This window comes from Grimontia sp. AD028 (assembly GCF_000973155.1).
Classification (GTDB): Bacteria; Pseudomonadota; Gammaproteobacteria; order Enterobacterales; family Vibrionaceae; genus Enterovibrio; species Enterovibrio indicus.
This window is the reverse complement of the sequence record NZ_LASY01000165.1, coordinates 1-21,753: the sequence shown is the minus strand read 5'-3', so window position 1 is coordinate 21,753 and position 21,753 is coordinate 1. Positions and strand designations below refer to the sequence as shown.

Genomic DNA, 21,753 nt, shown 5'->3' with positions numbered 1-21,753 from the left:
CTTAATTCACATGCATTAGGGAACAAGCCCGGCTTTTGAACACTGTGCTTGTTCGCTTATTCACCTTTCAGGAAGGCTTGGTCCAACTTGATAAAGGGCACCAACAAGTTCGCTGCGGCTTTATAGAAACCGAATTTGTCGAACTGCTGCACGGTTTGTTGGAACTGCTCAATCCAAGGCAGCATCATGGTTTCAAGAAAACGTTGCTGCTCTTGCATCATTGCTTCCTGCTTTTCCTCGTCTGTTTCTTTGTTCGCGAGGATCGCCAGGTTACCCATAAAGTCGAGTTCTACCGCCAAGTGATCAAACGGCTCGTTAAAGTCTTTCCGTTGAGCAATGCCGTACTTGTCCATCCACTGGCCCATTTCAACCGCAGGCTTGTCGTTCAACAAGCCTGTTTCGCCAATGTACATAGAGGCGTAAGGCAGGGCGCCGGACTTAGGTGTGCTCAGGAAAAGGCCACAGAAATCTGCAGCAAGCTCAAGTTGCGCATCTTCTCTGACTTTCAGTTTCGCCAGTGCGTCACGAAATTCCGCAATCGGGGCTTTCAATTCGTCGGTCATCGCCAACACGGAGTAGTAGTTATCCATGTCGCCGCCGTGGTAGTTGTCCAGATCTTGCTGGGTCAACTCCGTCGCAAACAGTGAAGACATCCACCAGTAAAACTCGGCACGTTGTTCGTTAATGGCGATAAATTCTTGCATTGTCATTCCGTAAGTGAGGGATGTTTTTCGTTAATTCTAACCAGCTTAGAGTAAAAAAGGGCAGCCAAGCTGCCCTTTTTCTTCACACTGTCTCTTATGCGATATCCATCGCCGGGAACAGTGGGTTAACGTCGTCAACCGCGATAGGGCCGCTGAAGCCGGTCACTGCTGGCACTTTGCCAGTGTATTTCTCAATTTCAACCAGTGCCGTGTGCGCAGAAGTTGCTTGAGCCAGCTTAGAAGTACCGATATCAACGGTCAGCACGTTTGGATCGCCGTAAGTACATAGAGTGCCCGGTTTGCCACCTTCCAGCGGCGCGTACCATGCACCTTCGTGGATACGACATACGCCAGACATGTAATCGTCTGTTACCACTGCACCAGCCAGCACCTGACCACGGTCGTTAAATACACGAACGATGTCGCCAGATTGGATACCACGTACCTTCGCGTCAGCAGTGCTGATGTAGCAAGGCTCGCGACCTGCTACTGCGTAAGTACCGCGGTGATCGTCAGACGAACACAGCTGCGAGTGCAGACGGTGGTTCGGGTGACAGCTCTGCAGGTGGATAGGGTACTGCTTCGACTTAGGACCACCGTGGCTACGTTCTACTTTTTCGAACCACATTGGGTGACCCTGACAGTCGTCGTAACCCATGTCAGCGATGGTCTTACAGTAGATCTCGATCAGGCCAGATGCGGTGCCCAATGGTTCCAGATCCGGTTCTTTACGGAACGCTGCGTGACGAACCCACTCTGAACCTTCTGGGAATGCAATGAATTGCTCTTCTTCCCAGAATTTAACGAAGTTAGGCATGCGAACGCCGATACCACGACCTTGCAGACGTGCACCGTTGTAGATTTCTTCAATCCACTCCATCTTGGTCTTGCCGCCAGTGAAGGCTTCTTCACGACCGTAACGGGTACACAGCTCACGGAAGATATCGAAATCGTCTTTCGCTTCGAACATAGGCTCAACGATTTGTTTCATCGCGATGATGCCTTTATTCGAGTGGTTACCGAACTGCTCGATGTCGTTACGCTCGTAAGTGGTGGTCGCTGGCAGAACGATATCTGCAAAACGACAAGTCGCTGTCCATTGGTGCTCAACACTGACAACCGTTTCCAGATTACGCCACGCTTTGATCATACGGTTACGATCCTGGTGGTGGTGGAATGGGTTGTTACCACAGAATATAGCCATCTTCATGTGCGGGAATTTCACGCTGTGGCCGTTGAACTGGATAGTGGTACCCGGGTTCTCGATACAATCAACGAAACGTGCAACAGGGATGTAGCTTGAGTAGCCGTTGTAGCTGCCGCTGTGGATTGGATCAACGCCAGTCACTGAGCTGAAACCAGACATCAGTGGACCCGCAGAAGTAATAGTACCTGCGTCGTTGTAGTGCCAACCAAAGCCGAAACCACCACCTGGCAGACCGATTTGACCCAGCATGGCTGCCAGAACAACGATCATCCACGCGTATTGTTCGCCGTGCTGCATGCGCTGCAGACACCAGCCCGCGATGATCTGGGTGCGGCCATTTGCCATGGTGCGCGCCAGTTCGCGGATTTGATCTGCAGGGATGCCACAGATTTCTGCCGCCCACTCTGGCGTTTTCGCTACGCCGTCTTTCTCACCGGTCAGGTAAGGAACGAACTTGTCGAAACCTGTGGTGTAGTCAGCCAGGAACTGCTCATCGTACAGCTTCTCAGTGTAGAGCGTGTGTGCGATTGCCAGCATCAGAGGGACGTCAGTTTGCGGGTTAACTGCAACCTGAGAACCGCCGAAGAACTTGTATGATTCGTTCTTCACCGGGTCAACGTGAATCACGTTGATTTCGCCTGCTTTTACTTTCTCAGCCAGTTGCTGGTAGTAACCGTAAACGCTGTGGTCTGGAACCAGCCAGCCTACTTGCAGGTTCTTGATTGGGTCTGAACCCCAGATCACGATGTTTTTCGCGTTTTCCAGAACCAGAGGCCAAGAAGTTTGCTGCTCATAAACTTCCATTGCACCCGCAACGTAAGGCAGAACAACCTGCGCAGAACCAGTCGAGTAGTCGCCCACTTTTGCCAGGTAAGTACCGTGCAGGCTGATAGCGCGCTGCATCATAGTACCGGCGGTGTTGAACTTACCGCATGACTGCCAGCCAGAGTGACCTGCGTACAATGCGCTTGGGCCGTAAGTGTTTTGAACACGCTCCAGCTCGTGGTGGAAGAAGTCCAGCGCCTGTGACCATGGCACCCGTACAAAGCGGTTGTCACCACGTTGTGAGGTGTCTGATTTCCAGCCGTGCTTCAGCCAGTCGATGCGTACCATTGGGTACTTAACGCGAGAAGGGTTGTAAACCACTTCACGCACACCGTTCAGCATTGAGGTTGGGTGTGGATCGTTTTCAAACGCTACTGTGTCAACCCAGATACCGTTTTCAACTTTCGCGCGGAATGCACCCCAGTGTGAACCATGAATAACTTCACCAGAGAAGGTGTTTTTCGCTTCAGTCGCGGCCATTGCTTTGCGTGGTGCCAGCAGGCTGGAACCAATCACAACACCCGCACTGGCGGTTAACATGCCAGAGAGAAAACGACGGCGGGAAATGCCTTGTTGTTTTTCAGTCGCCATGTAGAAGTCCTTATAGTTTTTAATTCATCAGGGCAGATGCACGAGGGCGCATCTGCCGCTTAGTATTCTTTTTGCCGATTAGTGGGCGCCTGCACCGCCGGTATCACTACCGTGGTTCTGCAGATACTTCAGCAGGGTGCGCTCTTCGGTCTTGCTCAGGCGGTAATACGCACTCATCGCTTTCAGGCTTGAAATCCAGCCGTTTGCAGTGAAGTGGCCAGGGGCTGGTGCTGCGTGACAAGAGTTACAAGAAGATGCGTACATTTCTGATGCGTAGTCCCAGATAGGGTCAATGCTTTCAACCAGATGATCTTTGGTGATATAGGCATTCACCGCCACTTGTTTCCAAGCGATGTTGGTTGCTGGGTCCACTTCTTCAGAAATCACAGTCTCAGTCGCTTTCACGTCACCACGAACGGTCGCCTTGAATACACGTTTACCCATGTACTCAGTCATCACGCGGCCTTTACCGTTGGTTTCGATCCAACCTTGAACACGCACTTTCAGCATGTCGCCTTCTTCGCCAACCACTTCTACTTCAGAAGCTGGCAGCAGTTGGCCTTCAACCTTGCCGTTTGCATCAGCGGTAGCAAACAGGCTCTTCTCTTCGATCGAGAACAGTTTCTTGGCGCCAGCAGGTGCGGTTGCAGAAGCAGTCAGGGTTTCGAATGTCTTACGGAAGCCACCGGCCATGTTTGGCAGTTCGTGAGCAATACCTTTGTGACACTCGATACACGCCATATTTTCTTTCGCTGCAGGGATCATTTCTTTCATCGCCTGAACAGACTGCTTGTCGTGATCCATCGCTTCGTATGAGTGACAGGTTGTACAGGTTTTGTAGTTCTCGTCAGCCATGCGATCCCAGACTTTCTGGGCGAGTTCGAGTCTGTGTTCCTCAAACTTCTCTGGGGTATCAATCTTGCCCGTTACGAAGTGGTGGTAAACGTCTTTATAAGCGCCCATTTTGCGCCAGATTTTGCCTACGAAATCTTTAGGCTGGTGACAGTCTACACATTCAGCACGGATGCCTTTTGCGTTGCTGTAGTGAATCGACTGCTTATATTCCTCGTAGTTTTGCTGCATCGTGTGGCACGACACACAGAACTCGGTTTGAGAGAAGTAGTCGAGAGACTTGTTCATCACGACCACGCCGGCAACCGTGATGACAGCACCGATCAGAACCAGCGCAAGGATGGAGTACTTCGCGCTAGGTTTGTTCAGCTTCTGCAATAGCTTTTTCATAAAAGTGGATACACCCATAAAAGTTTTTGTAGTTAGTGTTTGGGCCCATTCCGGCAGCGTGTTAGGAAGCAAGCCAACGCACTATAGCTACATGTTTTTGATGCGTTATTTAGAGGTGGGCATAGTAGCGATTGGATATGAATATGGTTCATCTAGAAAATGAACAGGTGGGCGGAGAATATGAACAGATGTGAACAGAATCGATTGTTAACGTGAGATGTGGGCTTTATGTGCTTCTAAATGTGCCCAAAATGACTTAATTGTCGCCTATCTCGCAAAAACACCCCTGTTATTGTTAAAAAACATGGTTGATTTGGCGCACCAAAATTTGCAATAACCATGAGATAAATCAAGTTTGTTAGCAATTTAGGTGGTACAGTGCGCCTCCTCATGACGATATGTGAACAGGGTAAATGTGACGCATCACATCTTGGTCGTAGATGATGAAGCAGTGACTCGCACCATGGTGAGCGCGTACTTCGAAAAACAGGGATATCACGTCAGTCAGGCCGCTGACGGCAAGGAAATGCATCAGATTATGAACGAGCAGCATGTTGACTTAGTGCTGCTTGATATCAACCTGCCTGGCGAGGATGGGTTGATGCTGACACGCCAACTGCGCAGTAAATCCGATGTCGGTATTATTCTTATTACCGCGAGAACTGACAGCATAGACCGAATTGTTGGCTTGGAAATGGGGGCAGATGACTACTGCACCAAACCACTTGAATTACGAGAACTTCTTGTGCGAGTTCGCAATTTGCTCTGGCGCATTTCCAAGGCGAATACTCTGCCTGAAATGCAGAGTTCAGTAAAAGAAAGTGATAACATCGTGAACTTCAATGGCTGGACATTCGACATTGAACGTCGCGCATTGAACAAGGGCGACAACGCAGTGAAACTCACCAAAGCAGAATATGAAATGCTGGTGGCGTTCACGGCGAACCGCAACCGGGTGTTGAGTCGGGAAAGGATCTTGAACTTGATCAGCCATCGGGTCGATGCCCCAAATGACAGAACCATTGATGTATTAGTTCGACGTTTACGCAACAAAATCGAGGTCGAACCCAAAAAGCCGCAAATGTTCATTACTGTCCATGGCGAAGGTTACATGTTCGCGGGGAAATAACGCCCGTGAACTCTGAGAGAACTATGAATTACATTCCCTTTGAAGAATACAAACGTAAGTGGATTTTCACGCACCAGTCTATGCCTGTTGCCGAAGAAGACCGCGAGCACATCAAACCGATGACCGAAGAACGCGGCGGGCAGCTATGGCGCGATTTTGTTAGCCAACAAAGCCCAACGCCGGATCACTTTGGTAAAGGCGACTGGGCGATCATGCGTGATGTGTGGGAGCAAGAATCTGACTGGCAGCACCCTTGGGAAGAGGAAGGCAATTTGCCAGAGGACGTATTGGCGTTTTTCCCATGGGAAGACAATGCGGTGGTTTACTTCTGTTATGACAAAGGGAACATCGTTGAAACCCGTTGGGGATTGTTCAAGAAGTACTGGAAAAATTTCTTGTTCTACGATGATAAGCCGCTGCTGATTGGCCGCAAACGCAAAGAAGCGGCGATGTTCGAACAAAATGGCACAGTGAAGTTGGGTAAGCGCCCTTAGTTGCCTTAGTGCCAAACTATCAGGTGTGAAGAGCCGGGATTGAATCCCGGCTTTTTTGTTTTATCGGCCTGATTATTGCTAGTTTTTTAGTCATCGACAAAAATTTGCCGCCTCATTTTGATAAGGATTTTTCATGAAAAAGTTACTGCTGAGTCTGATGACAATGGGCATGGTTTCCGGCTGCAGCTATGTGTCTACCTATGGTGTGCATGGCAAGTTGCTGGGTACAGAGCAACAAATCGTCAAGTGTGAGTATGAAGCGGCACTGGATACCCTGCAGCAGTTTACCGTTATCGGCAGTAACAAAGAAAAGTCTCAGGCTTTTGAGTTTATGGGTGTCGTGTATCAGGAAAAAATGGATCTGGAAGCATTTAATCACACGGTTGATAGGTATCTATTCAGTGACATGGGGCGGGGTGAAAGCCGAGAGCAAGTGATTATGGAATGGAATGAAGCGCGCCGCGAAATACGTGAAAAGAGGCTCTATGAGCTCGGAAGAGCGGAATGTAGCACGGATTTTGCGTAGGGATTAATGCCCAATGGTGTACATATTTTTCAGCACAACTGTGATCTTATTTCCACAGTATTACCTGACTCGCAAAATTGCTGCATCTGCATAAAACATAAAGGAACTTTCTTGTTTACCTCACAGTTTTCTTATTCATCAGGTACTAAATTACCCCTGTGTTCAAAATCAGTCAGTAATGCAAGGCCGCCACTTACAGACTGATTCTGAACCAAAAGACTTTCATTTCTTTCATTTGGTTTTATCAGCTGAAGGAAACTAATGAGAGGGCAGAACTCTAAATCTGCCAACGTAAAAACTCGAGGAAAACCAGCGTCGGTATTGGCCTATCAACGCTGGTTTTTTTCATTCTAGCCGCTTAAAAAAAGCGACCTCTCTCAGCCGCTTTTCAAACGTGACGGACGAATTAGGAATAGCGGTAAGGCTTACCCGCTTTCTCCATCACTCCTGCATATTCTTTAAATATTTCTATCACCCGAGCATTTCGTGGACTGGTTTCAGCGATTTCGTCCCAGAATTTGTAAGCCTCGACCTCAACCTGACGCCACTCTTCATCTGGAATTGTGGTCAGCTGCATCTTGGTACCACTTGTTCTGAGTTTTGCTTCGCCACCCCAGTACCAGTGCTGACGATAATAGTGTGAAGAGTCCATCATCAGGTTAAACAGCACTTTCAAGTGTTCCGGCAGTGCATTCCAACGCTCAGTGTTGGCAAAGAAGGAACCACACCAGGCACCGGAGATATTATTCGTCAGGAAGTAGTTGGTTACATCAGCCCAGCCAACCGTATAGTCTTCTGTAATCCCTGACCATGCTATGCCATCCAGTTCGCCGGTCTGTACTGCCACTTCCACATCTTCCCAAGGCAGGGTAACGGGGATAACACCGAAACGGGAAAGGAATCGGCCAGCAGTTGGGAAGGTAAAGATACGTTTCCCTTTCAAGTCTGCCAGGCTGCGAATTGGGTCTACCGTTGCGAAGTGGCAAGGGTCCCAGGAACCCGCACTTAACCAGGTCACACCTTTGACCTCTCCATACGCTTCCTGCCAGATTTCTTTCAAGCCGTATTCTTCAAACAGTACTGGAACATCGAGGCTATAGCGGGTAGCGAAGGGGAAATAGCCGCCAAATACCGAGATATCGACAGGTGCAGCGATGGAGTCGTCATCACTTTGTACCGCATCAATCGTCCCTTTCTGCATTGCGCGGAACAACTCGCCCGTAGGAACAAGCTGGTCGGCGAAATACAGCTCAATGATCATTTCACCATTGGCCGCAGCGTTAAATGCATCTACCGCAGGCTTGATGACATGCTCAGCGAGCGCTGGGCCAGCATAGGTCTGCAGTCTCCAGCGAATGGGTTCTTTGGCTGATACAACAGCTGGTGCACCCAGAATCGCCGTTGAACTAGCAGCGCCGACGATACCTGCCTTTTTCAGAAAATCACGTCTGTTGTTACTCATAGTGGTGTCCTTATTACGTCATTAATTCGATAAACACACTTTTCTATTGCTTTGATTGTAGTTGCATATGTGAAGTTGATGTCTGTCGTCATTTCCTCCTATCGGCTGTAGTGCCATTCCGGCAGCCAGAGCGCGATCTGAGGAAATGCCATAACAATGACAAGCGCACAGATCATGATGAGAACAAACGGCACGATAGAGCGGTAAATGTCGGTCAGTGACACCTCGGGAGGTGCCATCGCACGCATCAGGAATAGGTTGTAGCCAAATGGCGGCGTCATATAGGCAATCTGACAGGTAATGGTGTAGAGCACGCCATACCAGATAAGATCGAAGCCTAGTAACTTCACTAATGGCACGTAGAGAGGCGCGACGATAACCAGCATGGCAGTGTCGTCGAGGAAGGTGCCCATAATGAGGTAGGACAGTTGCATAAGGATCAGCACTTCCCAAGGGGTGAGGCCAAGCCTGTCAATAAACAGTGCTTCAATCGCTTTAACTGCACCTAAACCGTCAAATACTGCGCCAAAGCATAGAGCAGCAAGAATGATCCACATGAACATGCAGCTGATGGCGAGGGTTTTCCGCAACGTGTTTTCCATGACTTCTTTTGTCATACGCCGTTTGACGATCGCAGCAATGGTCGCTGCCAGAGCGCCTACGGCCGAGCTTTCCACCAAGCTGGTGACGCCCATTAGGAACAGGCCTGTCATAGAGAAGAAAATCGCGAGTGGAAGAATGCCTGCGCGCAGCAGTTTGAGCTTCTCACTCATCGGGACATTGCGTTCCTCTTTGGAAAGCGCAGGACCGAGATGCGGCTGCATTTTGCAGCGGACGACAATATATATGATGAACATGCTCGCCATCAGCAGACCAGGCAATACGCCGGCAAGCCAAAGCTGTCCAACGGGCTGGCGCGCAATCATGCCGTAGAGCACCAGTACCACGCTGGGCGGCACCAGTATTCCGAGCGAACTGCCTGCCTGTATCACCCCGGTGACCATGATCTTGTCGTACCCCCGCCTGAGCAGTTCGGGGAGGGCAATACTCGCACCGATAGCCATGCCTGCGACACTGAGACCATTCATGGCTGAAATCGCGACCATCAACAAGATCGTACCGATGGCTAGACCACCGTGAATCGGCCCCATCCAGACATGGAACATTTTGTAGAGGTCTTCTGCAATACCAGACTCTGAGAGCATATAGCCCATGTAGATAAACAGCGGCAAGGTCAGCAGCGGATACCACTTCATCAACTTCATGGCTGCGCCGAAGGCAATTTCAGACCCGCCATCACCCCAAAGCAGCAGAGAAGCAATCACAGCGACGGAACCAATAGCAGCAAATACGCGTTGTCCAGTTAGCAGCATCAGCATCATGGAAGAAAACATTAGGAGGGCGATCAGTTCATAACTCATTGCACGCCTCCTTCTGATTCTTCCTCAGAGACTTTTGGTGCACGCAATTTGGCAATGTCTTTGAGCATCACAGCTGTGGCTTGCAGCAGCATCAGGAAAATACTGAGGCACATGATGAGTTTGATTGGTGCCATATAGGGTCGCCAAGCCGAATAACTACGCTCACCATATTCCAGTGCATAGGAGGTGCTTGAAATGCCGCCGTACAGCAAAATCACGAGATAAACGATAAGAAAAATCACCGTGAAACTGTCGACCATGGCTTTGGTGCGCGGTGACCAGTTGCCGTAAACCAAGTCCATGCGTACATGGCTGTTGAGCTGCATAGAGTAGGGGCCACCAAGCATGTAGTAAGCGACCATGGCAAACTGCGCCATTTCAAGCGTCCAAAGCGAAGGCAGGAAAAAGGTTTTGGTGACTGATGAATAGACGAGAATGCCTAGCATCAGGAAGATCAGATACATCGCAAACCGACCGATGTAGAAGTTAATTGACTCAACAAATCTGACGTAGGCAGCGAGGAACGAAGGCAGGTAAGCCAGATTTTTATCCTCGGGTAAACGTGATGACTCCATAAATACTTCCTTCCTTGAATGGGGTCGTTTAAGGCTTCGTAGACGGCGACGGCTTTCCGGGTGAGGGCTGATTAGCCTTCAGAAAATCCAGCAACCATTGTGTAACAAGTTCTGCGTCCGGAGTTTGCCGTAGGGAGGCTTGCCCGCGTGAGATGACCTCTCCCGGAATACGATCCCTGCGTGACTCCATCAAATCGAAGGAGTAAGCGCGGCTGAATTCGGGATGTCCTTGAATTGCCAGAAAGTGGCTGCCAACAGTAAACATGCCAATAGGGCAGAACTCGCTGCTGGCAAGTGTCGTGCTATCAGGAGGGAGCTGGCTGACTTGATCCTGATGGCTGACGACAAGTGAAAAGTCAGGCTTGAGGCTTTTAAGCCAAGGTTGCGAGACTTTTTCTTCTGCTGACAAATTGCTGGTAGCAATGCCGACTCCCCAGCCTTTTTCTGAACGTTCGACTTTGCCACCCAGTGCCTGCGCCATCATTTGATGGCCAAAGCAAATGCCTACCGTGGGCTTTCCTTTTTCAAAAAGTGTTCTGACGAAACCTTCGAACCGTTTAATCCAGGGGAGATCGTCATAAACGGAGTAGCGACTGCCAGAAATAACATATCCATCACACTCATCGATGCTTGCGGGATACTCATCGTCAATGACTCGATAGCAGTGCAGTGAAAGCGAAGGATCGACCTTCTTCAATGTCATCTCGAACATGTCAGGATAGTTTCTGTGCGTGCTTTGAAGCTCAGGTTTTACATCATCACAAAGCAGGAGACCGATACGCATAATGCCTCTCAGAGTCCTTTTCCATGGACAGCGTTGAGAAAGAGTTGGCTGTATTCATCAGCAGAAAACGGGATCGGATTACCTCCCGCAGATGGGTCATTGATAGACATCAATCCGACCTTTTCAGCTTCGGAGTCATGAATCCCAATATCAGCCAGTGTGTGGGGAATCCCCAGAGATTCTCGTAATGCCAGTACCCAGATCAATACGGCATCAGTGCCAGAGCCTTCCAGCGCCAGATAACGAGCCAATCGCTCCATTTTCTCGTCGATTTCGCTGCGATTCGCTTCCAATACGTATGGCATCAGGATGGCATTCAGCAGCCCATGGTGAGCGTTGTACAAAGCGCCAAGTGTGTGGGCGATGGCATGCATGGCGCCCAAGCCTTTTTGGAATGCCGTTGCGCCCATACTGGAAGCAACCAACATCTGCATTCTGGCTTGTTTGTCTGCCCCGTTTTCAAAAACAATGGGGAGGTTTTGCTGCACTAAACGGATACCTTCAATGGCGATGCCTTCTGCCATAGGGTGATAGCCCGGAGCACATAGCGCTTCAAGAGAGTGTGACAGCGCATCCATCCCGGTGGCGGCAGTGATATGAGGTGGCAGGCCAAGAGTGAGTTCAGGATCCAGAATGACTTTCCCCGGCAGCATCTGAGGATGAAAGATGATGAGCTTACGTTTTTCATCTTCCTTAGTGATGACAGATGCACGACCTACTTCTGAACCTGTACCTGCCGTGGTTGGAATGGCAACGATGGGGGCAATGAGTTCTGGGTCTGCTTGTGCCCAGTTATCGCCCACATCTTCAAACGCCCAAAGTGGTTGAGACTGTTCCGCTGATAATGCGATGGCTTTCGCGCAATCTAAGGCTGAGCCTCCACCTAGTGCAATCACGCCATCATGGGAGCCTTCTTTGAAAGCCGTGTTTCCCGATTCGACGTTCTGGCCAGTTGGGTTGCCCTGCACATCACAGAACAGTGCTACAGATAGTCCTTGCTGTTCGCACAAGTCTCTCGCCTGTTGCGTCATCGACAGTGCCGCAATACCGGGATCGGTGACCAGCAATGGCCGATGCATTCTCAGGCTTTTACATGCAGCTGGCAAGGCCTCTAACGCGCCGATACCGGCTGTCATTGCAGTGGGGTAATTCCAGTTTGATAATGACATGTCCGCTCCTAAACGCGTTTGAAGTGATAAGACTTGGGTCGTGTCAGATGTTCAAACCCAATTTTTGATAGGGTGCATCCCCGTCCACTGTTTTTGACGCCTACCCAAGCCAGACCGGGGTCGAGGTAATCGCAGCGGTTAAGGAAAACGGTGCCGGACTCAGTGGTATCGGCTAGTTGCTCGCCGCGCTCTTCATCTTCAGTGAAAATCGCCGCGGTCAGACCGAATTCACTCTCATTCATCAAACGCAATGCTTCCTCGTCATTACTGACGCGTTGGATGCCTAAAACGGGGCCGAAGGTTTCTTCCGTCATCACCCGCATACTGTGGTCAACATTAATGAGAAGTTGTGGTGCTAAATAAGGCGTGCCAAGCTGACTAGCCGGAAAATCGGACGCATCAATCAAGGGCTTTGCGCCTTGAAGTATCGCTTCTTCCGTTTGCCCCCTCACAAAATCAGCGGAAGCAGTTCGCACGAGAGGCCCAAGTGTCGTGCTTGCTACATCAGGTCTTCCGAGTTGGTATTGGTTCACGAGTTTTATTGCTGCATCGACAACATCGTCATAAACAGCATCATGGACATAAAGCCTCTCCATACCACAGCATGATTGGCCGGAGTTAAAAAAAGCGCCGTCGATGACAGTGTCAACAGCATTGGGAACATTGGCGTCGTAGCGTATATAGGCTGGGTCTTTGCCGCCAAGCTCCAAACCTGCGCTGATAAAGCGACCAGCAATGGCCTTCTCAACGACCCTGCCGCCAGGTACTGAACCCGTGAATGCAACATGCCGGATTGAATCGTGTTGCATGACGGATTCGGTATCAGCATGGGAAAGGTGAAGATATTGGAAAACGCCTTCAGGTAACCCCGCCTCTGCAAACGCTTCAGCCATTCTCTCGGCACACAGTGGCGTTTGGGCAGAGTGCTTGAGCAGTACCGTGTTACCGGCCAACAAAGCGGGAACAATGGCATTAACCGCAGTCAGGTAAGGATAATTCCATGGTGCAACAACGAATACTGTACCGAGTGGAACACGCTTGATGTAACGACGGAAGCCCGCCTTATCAGGTAATGGCATGGGTGAAAGGGCTTCAGGCGCAATGCCGATCATATGCATCGCGCGTTCTTCAAAGCCGGCGACTTCCCCTTTGGTGTAAGCGATGGGACGACCCATCATCCAAGTGATTTCTTCTGCGATTTCCTCGCCTTTAGCCACAAAGCATTCAACGGCTTTTCGGCACAGGCTCTGGCGCACCTCGAGTGGGGTGTTTTTCCACAATGGATAGGCTTTAGCTGCGCTTTCCAACGCCGCTTTAATTTCGCTTGCGGCAGCAAAAGGGCGCTCGACATAAACCGAGCCATCCACAGGTGTAATTGTCTGAAAACGTTCCATGTCTTCACCTAGATAATTTCAAAATAACGGTCGAGTTCCCAATCGGTCACATGCTTGCGGAATTCTCTTTCTTCCCATTCACGTGACGCGGCAAAGTGTTCCACGAAGGCTTCGCCCAGCATGGTTTTGGCTGCTTCGGATTGTTTGAAAGATTGTGCGGCCTCCCAGAGTGTCCGTGGGAGTTGGAGCTCTTCTGGATGTTCGATGTCATAAGCGTTTCCGACAATACGGTCTGTTGGCTCCATCTTGTGCTCAACACCATACAGACCGGACGCAAGCGCAGCAGCAAGGGCGAGATAAGGATTGGCATCTGCAGCCCCAAGACGATATTCAATGCGTTGCGATTTATCAGAGCCCGGAATCACACGGAGTGATGTGGTGCGGTTCTCAACGCCCCAGGTCGCATCTGTTGGAGCCCAAAAGCCTGGGATCATTCGGGTGTAGCTGTTGACGGTTGGGGCGATCATGCAAAGGAATTGCGGCATCAGAAGCTGTTGACCGGCGAGGAAGTGGCGCTGAACGTCACTCATATTGAGCTCTGCATCGGGCGCATAAAAGGCACTTTTCCCCGAAGCCCGATCGCGAAGCGAAATGTGAATGTGTCCGCTTTGGCCGGGGTAATCATTGGTCCATTTGGCCATAAAGGTCGCCATCATGTCGTTTTTCTGCGCCAGCACTTTCATGTAGGTTTTGAACAGTGCGGCTTTGTCTGCGGCGTTTTTCGCGTTGTCGACAGTTAGCGCAGCCTCAATAACACCAGGGCCAGTTTCGGAGTGAATACCTTCGATCGGAAAGTCCATGGCTTCACCCATGGCGAGGATTGCTTTGTACAAGCCTGAGTAAGTAGAGTTACGAATCATCGAATAACCAAACCAGTCAGGCGTGATGGTTTTCAGGTTGCGGAAGCCTTTTTCACGGGCGGAGTGGGGCGTTTCATCGAAAATGAAGAATTCGTATTCAAGTGCAGCGTAGGCGTCAAACCCCATGTCCGCGGCTTTTTCCAATACCCGGCGAAGTGTGGCGCGTGGGCAAACTGCTTCAGCATCACCTGAAAATTCCGCAATGAACAGCAGCATGCCATCCTCATCAAGCACATCGCGGCAGGTGTCAGGAAGAATACGAACCGGGGCATCAGGATAACCTGTGTGCCAGCCAGTGTATTTGGCGTTGTCGTAGAGTTGGTCTTTGACATCCCACCCCAACACCACATCACAGAAAGCAAATCCACCATCCAGCGAAGAGAAGAATTTCTCTTTCGACATGTACTTGCCTCGCATCACGCCATCGTTATCAAACAAACCGACTTTGACGTGAGAGAGCTTCCTTTCTTCAACAATCTTTTTGGCGTCAGCCGCCGTTTTTACTTCACGCGCTTCCATACCCGCTCCTGTTATTTTCGTTACCGGACCGAAAGAAAAACTGCATGCTCCATTTGCTTCCGATGTTTCAGAAACCCATGAACCTCTATCAACGATAGTTGAAGCATGGGTAAGCAGTAGGTGACTCATCAGTCACTTACGGTTGGTAACGGACTGTAAATTTAAGGTAGGAGACAGTGAAAAACTTTTACCACCACAATCACACTGGGTGGGATAACACTATTAGGAATTTTAATAGTGTGAATTTGAACGGCTTGTCAGGTGTACTTTCCAATGCGGATTTTTCCATCCAGCCAGGGGTAATGTTGGCGGATTTTGGCAAGGAAATGTTGGCGTAGGATTTTGCAACTTCCGTCGGCGAGTTTTTCCGGTAAATCACCCAACTCATTGCGTCTCGCAATCAGGGTTAAGTACCTAAAAAATGAATCTTTTTCCGGGAGTGGAATGACGCTTATCTGGTTGCGGAAAACCTCACCCTGAAGAAGACACAATGGTGTGGTTAATGCCCAGCCAAGTCCTTGAGCTACCGCAGAAAGTACGGCAAATGTGTTATCTAGCTGCATACGGTCTGGCACGGTTAACCCTTGGTGATGCAGGTAGGTTTCGATGGATTGGCTGATAAGGCTTTGTTCACTGTAACGAATCATATCCAAATGTTGACTCAATGCGACAAGTGAGTGACAGGTGTCGGGGTACTTTTGCTGGAACTGCTTGGGAACAACCAGAACAAAGGGCTCTTTCAGAATCTGTAGCCGGCGAAGGTCGTCCTGCCTTTCGAGGACATCATCAGAAATAATAATATCAATGCTACGACTGAGTAGACCTTGCTGGTGGAGATGTGAGTAGCCTGTCATCATTGTCCAGTTTTCGGTGTGCGCTTTTATCACTTCAATCAGTGGTTGCCCCACAGTGGCAGCGAGCGAATCCACCATAGCGATTCTGACTAAGTGCAAACTATTGAAACTGCCTTTGGTGATGACTTGCTGGGTTTTATAGGCTTGCTCGAGTAGATGAACTGATTGGTCGTAGAAGTAACGCCCGGCAACAGTGAGTTCCACGGGGCGCACACTGCGATCAAGCAGCTTCACGCCGAGGCTACTTTCCAGATTGGCAAGAATTTGTGAGACCGAAGATTGAGAAATATCCAGATGCTGAGAAGCGGCGGTCATGTTGCCGGTTTTGGCGGTTGCCACAAACACTTCCAGCGATTTCAGCTCAAACCCTAATGTTCCCATCAGCAAATCCTTTTCACATCCTAATTTCAGCTTAGCCAAGCGATTTGAAATCAGCATGTTGCAGCAATGAGTCGTAAGCAGTGAGAAACAAAAAAGCCGCTTTCGCGGCTTTCTTTTATGAAGATTAATTCAGGATTTGTTCGGCAAGTTCCAGAAGCTTGGGATACGCGATGGTGCTTTGTTTTGCCAGTGCTCTCTGTTCCTCTAACACTTCTTCGAGGATGTTTTTGGTGGTAAGCGGGTTGGCTAAAACCACACGGAATACGATAGTGGCGCGATTGTCGAATTGGACTGGCGTTAACGTGGTTCGGGAGACGAAAGTGTTTCCGGCTTCGCGTTGGTGCTTTTGAATGAAAACCGTCAGATCATTGAGGTGCTGGTGGAGCACTTCACGTTGGGCGTCATTGGCAACTTCGAACGCTTTCTTGACTGCTTCAGGAACAAATCGGTAGGTGAGCAGGCAAAGCTCCGGCTTACTTACCACTTCAAAGTCTGGTTGGTCAGCGATAAGTGAAGCAAAGTACTCAGCCTTGTCGACGCTTTGATCAATCAGCAGTTCATAGCCTTCGCGTCCGATGATGTTCAGGCTGGCGTATAGCAACATCGCCATGCCGCTGCGAGAGCCTTCGAGCGTATGGCTGCCTAAATCTTTAGAGCCTTTACGCAGGATGTAGTTGGCGTGATGCTCAATCGCAGAGACCATAGAAGGGTCTTTGAAAATCACCATGCCCGCACCCATCGGCACGTAAAGCTGCTTGTGGGCGTCAATCGTCACCGAATCTGCACGTTCAATGCCTTTGAGTTTTTGTCGCTGGTTATTGGACATCAAACTCGCACCGCCCCAGGCGGCATCCACATGAAAATGAATGCCTTCACGCTCAGCAATTTCTGCCATGGCGTCAAGCGGGTCGATATTCCCGGTTTCGGTCGTGCCAGCAACGCCAACCAATGCAAATACCTTGGTGTTTTTCGCTTTCAGCTCAGCAACTTTCTCTTCGAGCTTATCGATGCGGATGCGGTTGTTTTCGTCGGTCGGGATAGCAATCAAGGATTGTCGGCCAATGCCAAGGACGTCAGCGGATTTTTTAAGAGAGTAATGGCCGCGCTCAGAGACCAGAATGGCCAAGTCGTCATAGCCATAATGGCGCATGGCGCGGAACAGGCCTTCTTCAGCCACGCCTTTGAAATCGCCATCCGCTTTCAGTGCAGCATTGCGCGCTACCCACAAAGCCGTGATATTGGCGATTGTCCCGCCGGAGCAAAATGCCCCAAGGGAGTGTTCAGCACTGTGCATCCAGCTTTCATAGAACGGGTCATCGCGGTCGTAAATCAGGTTGTGGAGCATGCCCAGCACCTGACGCTCGAGTGGTGTGAAGGCCTTTGATGTTTCGATTTTGACCGTGTTCTGGTTAAGGCCAATCATGATTTTGGACAGCGGCATCAGGAAGTAGGGAAGCGCTGATGTCATGTGACCAATAAAGCGTGGCGATGAGGTATGAACCGATTGGGCAACCAGTTTATCCAGCAAAAACTCTGTGTGTTTTGAAACGAAGGTTGGTTTTTCAGGGATCAACGGATTGCTGAAATCTTTTTCGATATCAGTGAGGGATGAATCTGTCGCAGCAATATGATTCTGCAAAAAGCGATTCAGGTTTTGGGAAATTTCCTGCTCAATTTTGCCCAAAGTGGAATCGGGCGCTTCGGGCACGGTAAAAATACGGTGGAGGCTTTCCAGGGACGCTTCCGCCGTCTTAGTTTCTGTAACCATCCGAGGTTCTTTATTTTCTAATAATGGGCTTTTCTACACGATGTTCGCCGAAGTTACAACACAGGAAAAACGTGGGCTTGGTCGATGTCAAAGGGTAGAAATCTTGGGGATTGAGAAAAAAGCCACCATTTAGGTGGCTTTTGTAAAGCTTGGCGCGAAGCTGTTATTACTTGTCGCAGCTGGTTTCGGCCAGTTTCAACATCGCATCGTTGTACTGAGTCAACGGTACATCGATTTCTTTAGGGTGGCTGAGCAGAGAAGCGAGGGCAGAGCGAAGATCGTAGTTACCTTCGTGTGCTTTACCCTGACGGAATTCGAATACTTTCTTCGCTGCATCCGCAAGTTCGCCTTGTGAGCTGCTAAGTGTCTTTACGTCCTCTTGAGACAAATTCAACCAAGATTCCACAGGGGCATCAAAGTTAAGTTTGCTTGGGTCGTTTTCCAGATAGTAGTCAAAAGCTTCTTCGTTAAGCATGAAGTGGTTACGGCGACCTTCAAGGAACCAACCCGCAACGCCTTCCAGTTTAGGGTCTTTCTTAATGGTCAGGTCTACGAGGTTTTCGTACCAAGTGATCGAAGCATCCACATAGTTGTGATACTTCTGGCTAACACAGAGCTTGTCCAGTTGTTCGATGTCTTTCGCAAACGAAATGCCAGGCACCAAAGTGGCAATGAGGATCAGGGCTGAACGACGCATTTTTAAATCCTTTTGGTCGAAGGTTGTTTCTGTGGCGTTCTTTCTTTGGCATTGACGCTACAGATATTTTTTATAGTCGTAATGGTAATGTTAGCGACCGAAGAATAAAAACGAAAATTTTCTCTGGAATTAGTGGATTGTCACAATCCAAGCGAGAGATCTCTCAGTTGCTCAGATTGTGACAAATAGAGGGGTTAGCTTTCGATGCGTTTTTCAGTTTCTCTATCGAACAGGTGAATGTTTTTAGTGTCGATAGTCAGAGGTAACGATGCGCCATCTTCAACCACCACATGACCTTCAACACGCAGCGTCATTTGCTGGTCAGAATCACCCAGCGTACCGTAAACCAGCAAGTCTGCACCTAAAGATTCGGTTAGTGTGACCTTCATGGTGAGTTGCTTGTTGTCCGGGTTCTCAGCAATCTGGAGATGCTCAGGACGCAACCCGATGTAAAGGCTTCGGTCTTCAAGATTCGAATCCGCAATGGATTCGCCATTGCTCAAGGTCAGCTTTCCACCATTCACTGAGCCCTCAAGAATGTTCATCGACGGACTACCAATAAATGTCGCTACGAACAGAGAGGCAGGGGTGTCATAAACTTCCAGCGGTGTGCCAACCTGTTCGACGTTACCCGCACTTAGTACCACTAGACGATCCGCCAGCGTCATGGCTTCCACTTGATCATGGGTGACGTAGATGGAGGTGGTATTCAGCGAGCGTTGCAGCTTTTTAATTTCCAGACGCATTTGCACACGCAGTTTGGCGTCGAGGTTGGAAAGTGGTTCGTCAAACAAAAACGCTTTTGGACGACGCACAATGGCACGTCCCATCGCTACACGCTGGCGTTGACCACCAGAAAGCTGAGATGGTCTGCGTGTGAGCAGATGATCGAGCTCCAGCATCTTAGCGACTTCGTTAACGGATGTTTCTATTTTATCTTTCGGTACGCCACGGTTTCTTAGGCCATACGCCATGTTGTTGAACACTGTCATATGTGGATACAGCGCGTAGTTCTGAAAGACCATGGCGATATCACGTTCACCCGGTTCTTTCTCATTAACGCGGTCTCCACCTATCGACAAGGCGCCGTCCGATATGGTTTCTAACCCTGCAATCATGCGGAGTAGAGTGGATTTGCCGCAGCCACTTGGGCCTACCAGTACAATCATTTCGCCATCTGCGATGTCTAAATCTACCCCGTGGATCGCTTTAAAACCGTTGGGGTAAACTTTTTTAATTTGGTCGAGTGTCATTGTCGCCATTCACGCATCCTCTGTGTGAAGCTTAATTCTTTATTATTTTTCAGTTTCTACCAGGCCTTTCACGAACAGCCTTTGCATGCCAAGAACCACGAGTACAGGCGGGATCATGGCGAGCAGTGTCGTTGCCATCACCTTGTTCCATTCCACTTCGCCATCACCGACAGCCAACATGCGTTGGATACTCATCACGATGGTGTAGTAGTTATCTTCGGTGGTGATCAGCAGAGGCCATAGATATTGGTTCCAACCGTAAATGAACGTAATCACGAATAAAGCTGCGATATTGGTTCTTGATAGCGGCAGGAGAATATCAAAGAAGAATTTGATTGGGCCTGCGCCATCAATTCTAGCGGCTTCCAAAAGCTCGCCCGGTACTGTCAGGAAGAACTGGCGGAATAGGAAAGTCGCCGTAGCACTAGCGATTAGCGGGATAGTCAGGCCAGACATGGTGTTCAGCATGCTGAGATCGGCGATGACCTGGAAAGTCGGCATAATGCGAACTTCAACAGGCAGCATCAAGGTCATGAATATCACCCAAAACGCCAGCATGCGGCCAGGGAAACGGAAATACACCACGGCATAGGCGGACAAAATGGAAATGGAAAGCTTGCCGAAGGCGATACCAAGCGCCATCAACGTCGAGTTCCATAGCATGCCAGCCACGCTGATTTTCAGTTCTCGCGATGTGCCTTCCGTCAGAATTTCATGGAACACTTCAAAGCCACGGTCGCCAAACCAAAGCGGTGTCATTCCACTCACAAACTCTTTACTGTCGTGTGTCGCAGCTGTCAGTGCCAGCCAAACAGGCAGAGCAACAGCAAGGACGCCTAGAATAAGTACTAAGTGGCTGAAAAGTGTCAGTAAGGGTCTTCTTTCTACCATCAGTAAGCCACCTTCTTCTCAACGTATTTAAACTGGATAACGGTCAACACACCCACCAGAATCATCAGCAGTACTGACTGAGCGGCGGAGGAGCCCATATTCAGTCCGACGAATCCATCGGCGTAAACCTTGTAAACCAGGGTGGTGGTCGAGTCGCCCGGGCCACCTTGTGTCATTGCATGGATAACGCCGAAGGTGTCAAAGAAGGCATAAACCAAGTTCACGACCAGAAGGAAGAAAGAGGTTGGCGAAAGCAGCGGGAACACAATGGTAAAGAATCGTTTCGCTGGGCCTGCGCCATCAATCGCTGCCGCTTCAATCAGTGAACGGGGAATGGACTGCAATCCGGCGAGGAAGAACAGGAAGTTGTAACTTATCTGCTTCCAGGTTGCCGCGACGATAACCATAAACATGCCATCGCCCCCGTTGATAAACGGGTTCCAATCTATCCCCACTGCTGCCATGGCGTGCGCCAATACGCCCACCGTTGGGTTAAACATAAACAGCCAAAGTACACCGGCAACCGCGGGAGCAACCGCATATGGCCAGATCAATAAGGTTTTATAGGCGGTAGCGCCTTTGATGGTGTGGTCAGCCATGACCGCCAGCAGCAAAGAGACGAAAAGCGCTAATGCTGCGACTGCGAAGCTGAAGAATAAGGTGGTGCCAAATGACGAGAAGTAAGCACTGTCTTCAAGAAGCTCAAAGAAATTCTCTAAGCCAACGAATTCTGTACTTAAGCCGAAGGGATCTTCCAGTAGCGTGGATTGCCATACTGCTTGTCCCGCTGGCCATAGGAAAAAAATAAAAGTGATGACCAGCTGGGGGGCGAGCAGCAGTGCGGGTAACCAGACGTTGTGAAAGACGGGTTTGTTATCCATAACAACCTGCTTATTGTAATTATACCCAATCGACCTGAAGATGCAGGATTCAGCGTGCTTGACTGGCATTGTGATCGCGGCGTTCCTTTGTAGGTGTAGTCACCTACATCAAAAAGGAACAACAAA

General features: G+C 49.6%; 19 protein-coding genes. 3 read left to right on the top strand and 16 right to left on the bottom strand.

The features are described 5' to 3' along the window. Positions 1 to 56 precede the first annotated feature (56 nt). From torD to torC, 3 genes are all read right to left on the bottom strand, one after another. Positions 57 to 704 carry a molecular chaperone TorD gene (torD, locus tag RN22_RS23675; protein ID WP_046308359.1) on the bottom strand — a complete coding sequence of 216 codons (648 nt, stop codon included), beginning with the start codon at positions 702 to 704 and terminating at the stop codon, positions 57 to 59. A gap of 94 nt (positions 705 to 798) precedes the next feature. Then, the gene (gene torA / locus RN22_RS23670) at positions 799 to 3,327 is read right to left on the bottom strand and encodes a trimethylamine-N-oxide reductase TorA (protein WP_046308357.1); all 2,529 of its coding nucleotides are present in this window, start codon (positions 3,325 to 3,327) and stop codon (positions 799 to 801) included. 78 nt (positions 3,328 to 3,405) lie between these two features. Continuing rightward, positions 3,406 to 4,587 carry a pentaheme c-type cytochrome TorC gene (gene torC / locus RN22_RS23665; RefSeq protein WP_039849377.1) on the bottom strand — a complete coding sequence of 394 codons (1,182 nt, stop codon included), beginning with the start codon at positions 4,585 to 4,587 and terminating at the stop codon, positions 3,406 to 3,408. A 397-nt stretch (positions 4,588 to 4,984) separates the two neighbouring features. Between torC and torR the strand changes: the two genes are divergently transcribed. From torR to RN22_RS23650, 3 genes are all read left to right on the top strand, one after another. Next, a complete protein-coding gene (torR, locus tag RN22_RS23660) occupies positions 4,985 to 5,698 on the top strand; it encodes a two-component system response regulator TorR (protein ID WP_039849380.1) in 714 nt (237 codons plus the stop codon). A 23-nt stretch (positions 5,699 to 5,721) separates the two neighbouring features. Continuing rightward, positions 5,722 to 6,192: a DUF2947 domain-containing protein gene (locus RN22_RS23655; protein ID WP_046308355.1), complete on the top strand. Its 471-nt coding sequence runs from the start codon at positions 5,722 to 5,724 to the stop codon at positions 6,190 to 6,192. A 133-nt stretch (positions 6,193 to 6,325) separates the two neighbouring features. Further along, positions 6,326 to 6,718 carry a hypothetical protein gene (locus tag RN22_RS23650; protein WP_046308353.1) on the top strand — a complete coding sequence of 131 codons (393 nt, stop codon included), beginning with the start codon at positions 6,326 to 6,328 and terminating at the stop codon, positions 6,716 to 6,718. A 406-nt stretch (positions 6,719 to 7,124) separates the two neighbouring features. On the opposite strand, the gene RN22_RS23645 is transcribed toward RN22_RS23650, so the two are convergent. The 13 genes from RN22_RS23645 to ugpA all read right to left on the bottom strand — a co-directional run bounded on the left by RN22_RS23645 (position 7,125) and on the right by ugpA (position 21,627). Further along, positions 7,125 to 8,180, bottom strand: coding sequence for a TRAP transporter substrate-binding protein (locus RN22_RS23645; RefSeq protein ID WP_046308351.1), 1,056 nt, complete (start codon positions 8,178 to 8,180; stop codon positions 7,125 to 7,127). 98 nt (positions 8,181 to 8,278) lie between these two features. Then, positions 8,279 to 9,601: a TRAP transporter large permease subunit gene (locus RN22_RS23640; protein WP_002535139.1), complete on the bottom strand. Its 1,323-nt coding sequence runs from the start codon at positions 9,599 to 9,601 to the stop codon at positions 8,279 to 8,281. Next, on the bottom strand, positions 9,598 to 10,176 hold the full coding sequence (locus tag RN22_RS23635; RefSeq protein WP_046308349.1) for a TRAP transporter small permease subunit: 579 nt from the start codon (positions 10,174 to 10,176) through the stop codon (positions 9,598 to 9,600). The genes RN22_RS23640 and RN22_RS23635 overlap by 4 nt, the downstream gene beginning before the upstream one ends. A gap of 28 nt (positions 10,177 to 10,204) precedes the next feature. Further along, positions 10,205 to 10,960: a gamma-glutamyl-gamma-aminobutyrate hydrolase family protein gene (locus tag RN22_RS23630; RefSeq protein WP_046308347.1), complete on the bottom strand. Its 756-nt coding sequence runs from the start codon at positions 10,958 to 10,960 to the stop codon at positions 10,205 to 10,207. 8 nt (positions 10,961 to 10,968) lie between these two features. Next, positions 10,969 to 12,129 (bottom strand): iron-containing alcohol dehydrogenase, encoded by a 1,161-nt coding sequence (locus RN22_RS23625; RefSeq protein WP_046308346.1) that lies wholly within the window; start codon positions 12,127 to 12,129, stop codon positions 10,969 to 10,971. Between the two features lie 8 nt (positions 12,130 to 12,137). Further along, positions 12,138 to 13,523 carry an aldehyde dehydrogenase family protein gene (locus tag RN22_RS23620; protein WP_046308344.1) on the bottom strand — a complete coding sequence of 462 codons (1,386 nt, stop codon included), beginning with the start codon at positions 13,521 to 13,523 and terminating at the stop codon, positions 12,138 to 12,140. An 8-nt stretch (positions 13,524 to 13,531) separates the two neighbouring features. Continuing rightward, complete coding sequence (locus tag RN22_RS23615) at positions 13,532 to 14,902, bottom strand: glutamine synthetase family protein (RefSeq protein WP_046308342.1); 1,371 nt, start codon at positions 14,900 to 14,902, stop codon at positions 13,532 to 13,534. A 257-nt stretch (positions 14,903 to 15,159) separates the two neighbouring features. Beyond that, positions 15,160 to 16,137 (bottom strand): LysR family transcriptional regulator, encoded by a 978-nt coding sequence (locus RN22_RS23610; RefSeq protein ID WP_046308340.1) that lies wholly within the window; start codon positions 16,135 to 16,137, stop codon positions 15,160 to 15,162. A gap of 124 nt (positions 16,138 to 16,261) precedes the next feature. Further along, entirely contained in the window at positions 16,262 to 17,905 is a 1,644-nt protein-coding gene (gene panP, locus RN22_RS23605) for a pyridoxal-dependent aspartate 1-decarboxylase PanP (RefSeq protein WP_046308338.1), read from the bottom strand. 166 nt (positions 17,906 to 18,071) lie between these two features. Beyond that, complete coding sequence (locus RN22_RS23600) at positions 18,072 to 18,602, bottom strand: hypothetical protein (protein WP_046308336.1); 531 nt, start codon at positions 18,600 to 18,602, stop codon at positions 18,072 to 18,074. A gap of 194 nt (positions 18,603 to 18,796) precedes the next feature. Next, positions 18,797 to 19,864 (bottom strand): sn-glycerol-3-phosphate import ATP-binding protein UgpC, encoded by a 1,068-nt coding sequence (locus RN22_RS23595; protein ID WP_002540228.1) that lies wholly within the window; start codon positions 19,862 to 19,864, stop codon positions 18,797 to 18,799. Between the two features lie 33 nt (positions 19,865 to 19,897). Further along, positions 19,898 to 20,746, bottom strand: a complete 849-nt coding sequence (gene ugpE / locus RN22_RS23590) for a sn-glycerol-3-phosphate ABC transporter permease UgpE (RefSeq protein WP_002540229.1) — start codon at positions 20,744 to 20,746, stop codon at positions 19,898 to 19,900. After that, on the bottom strand, positions 20,746 to 21,627 hold the full coding sequence (gene ugpA / locus RN22_RS23585; RefSeq protein WP_046308361.1) for a sn-glycerol-3-phosphate ABC transporter permease UgpA: 882 nt from the start codon (positions 21,625 to 21,627) through the stop codon (positions 20,746 to 20,748). The genes ugpE and ugpA overlap by 1 nt, the downstream gene beginning before the upstream one ends. Between the last annotated feature and the right edge of the window lie 126 nt (positions 21,628 to 21,753).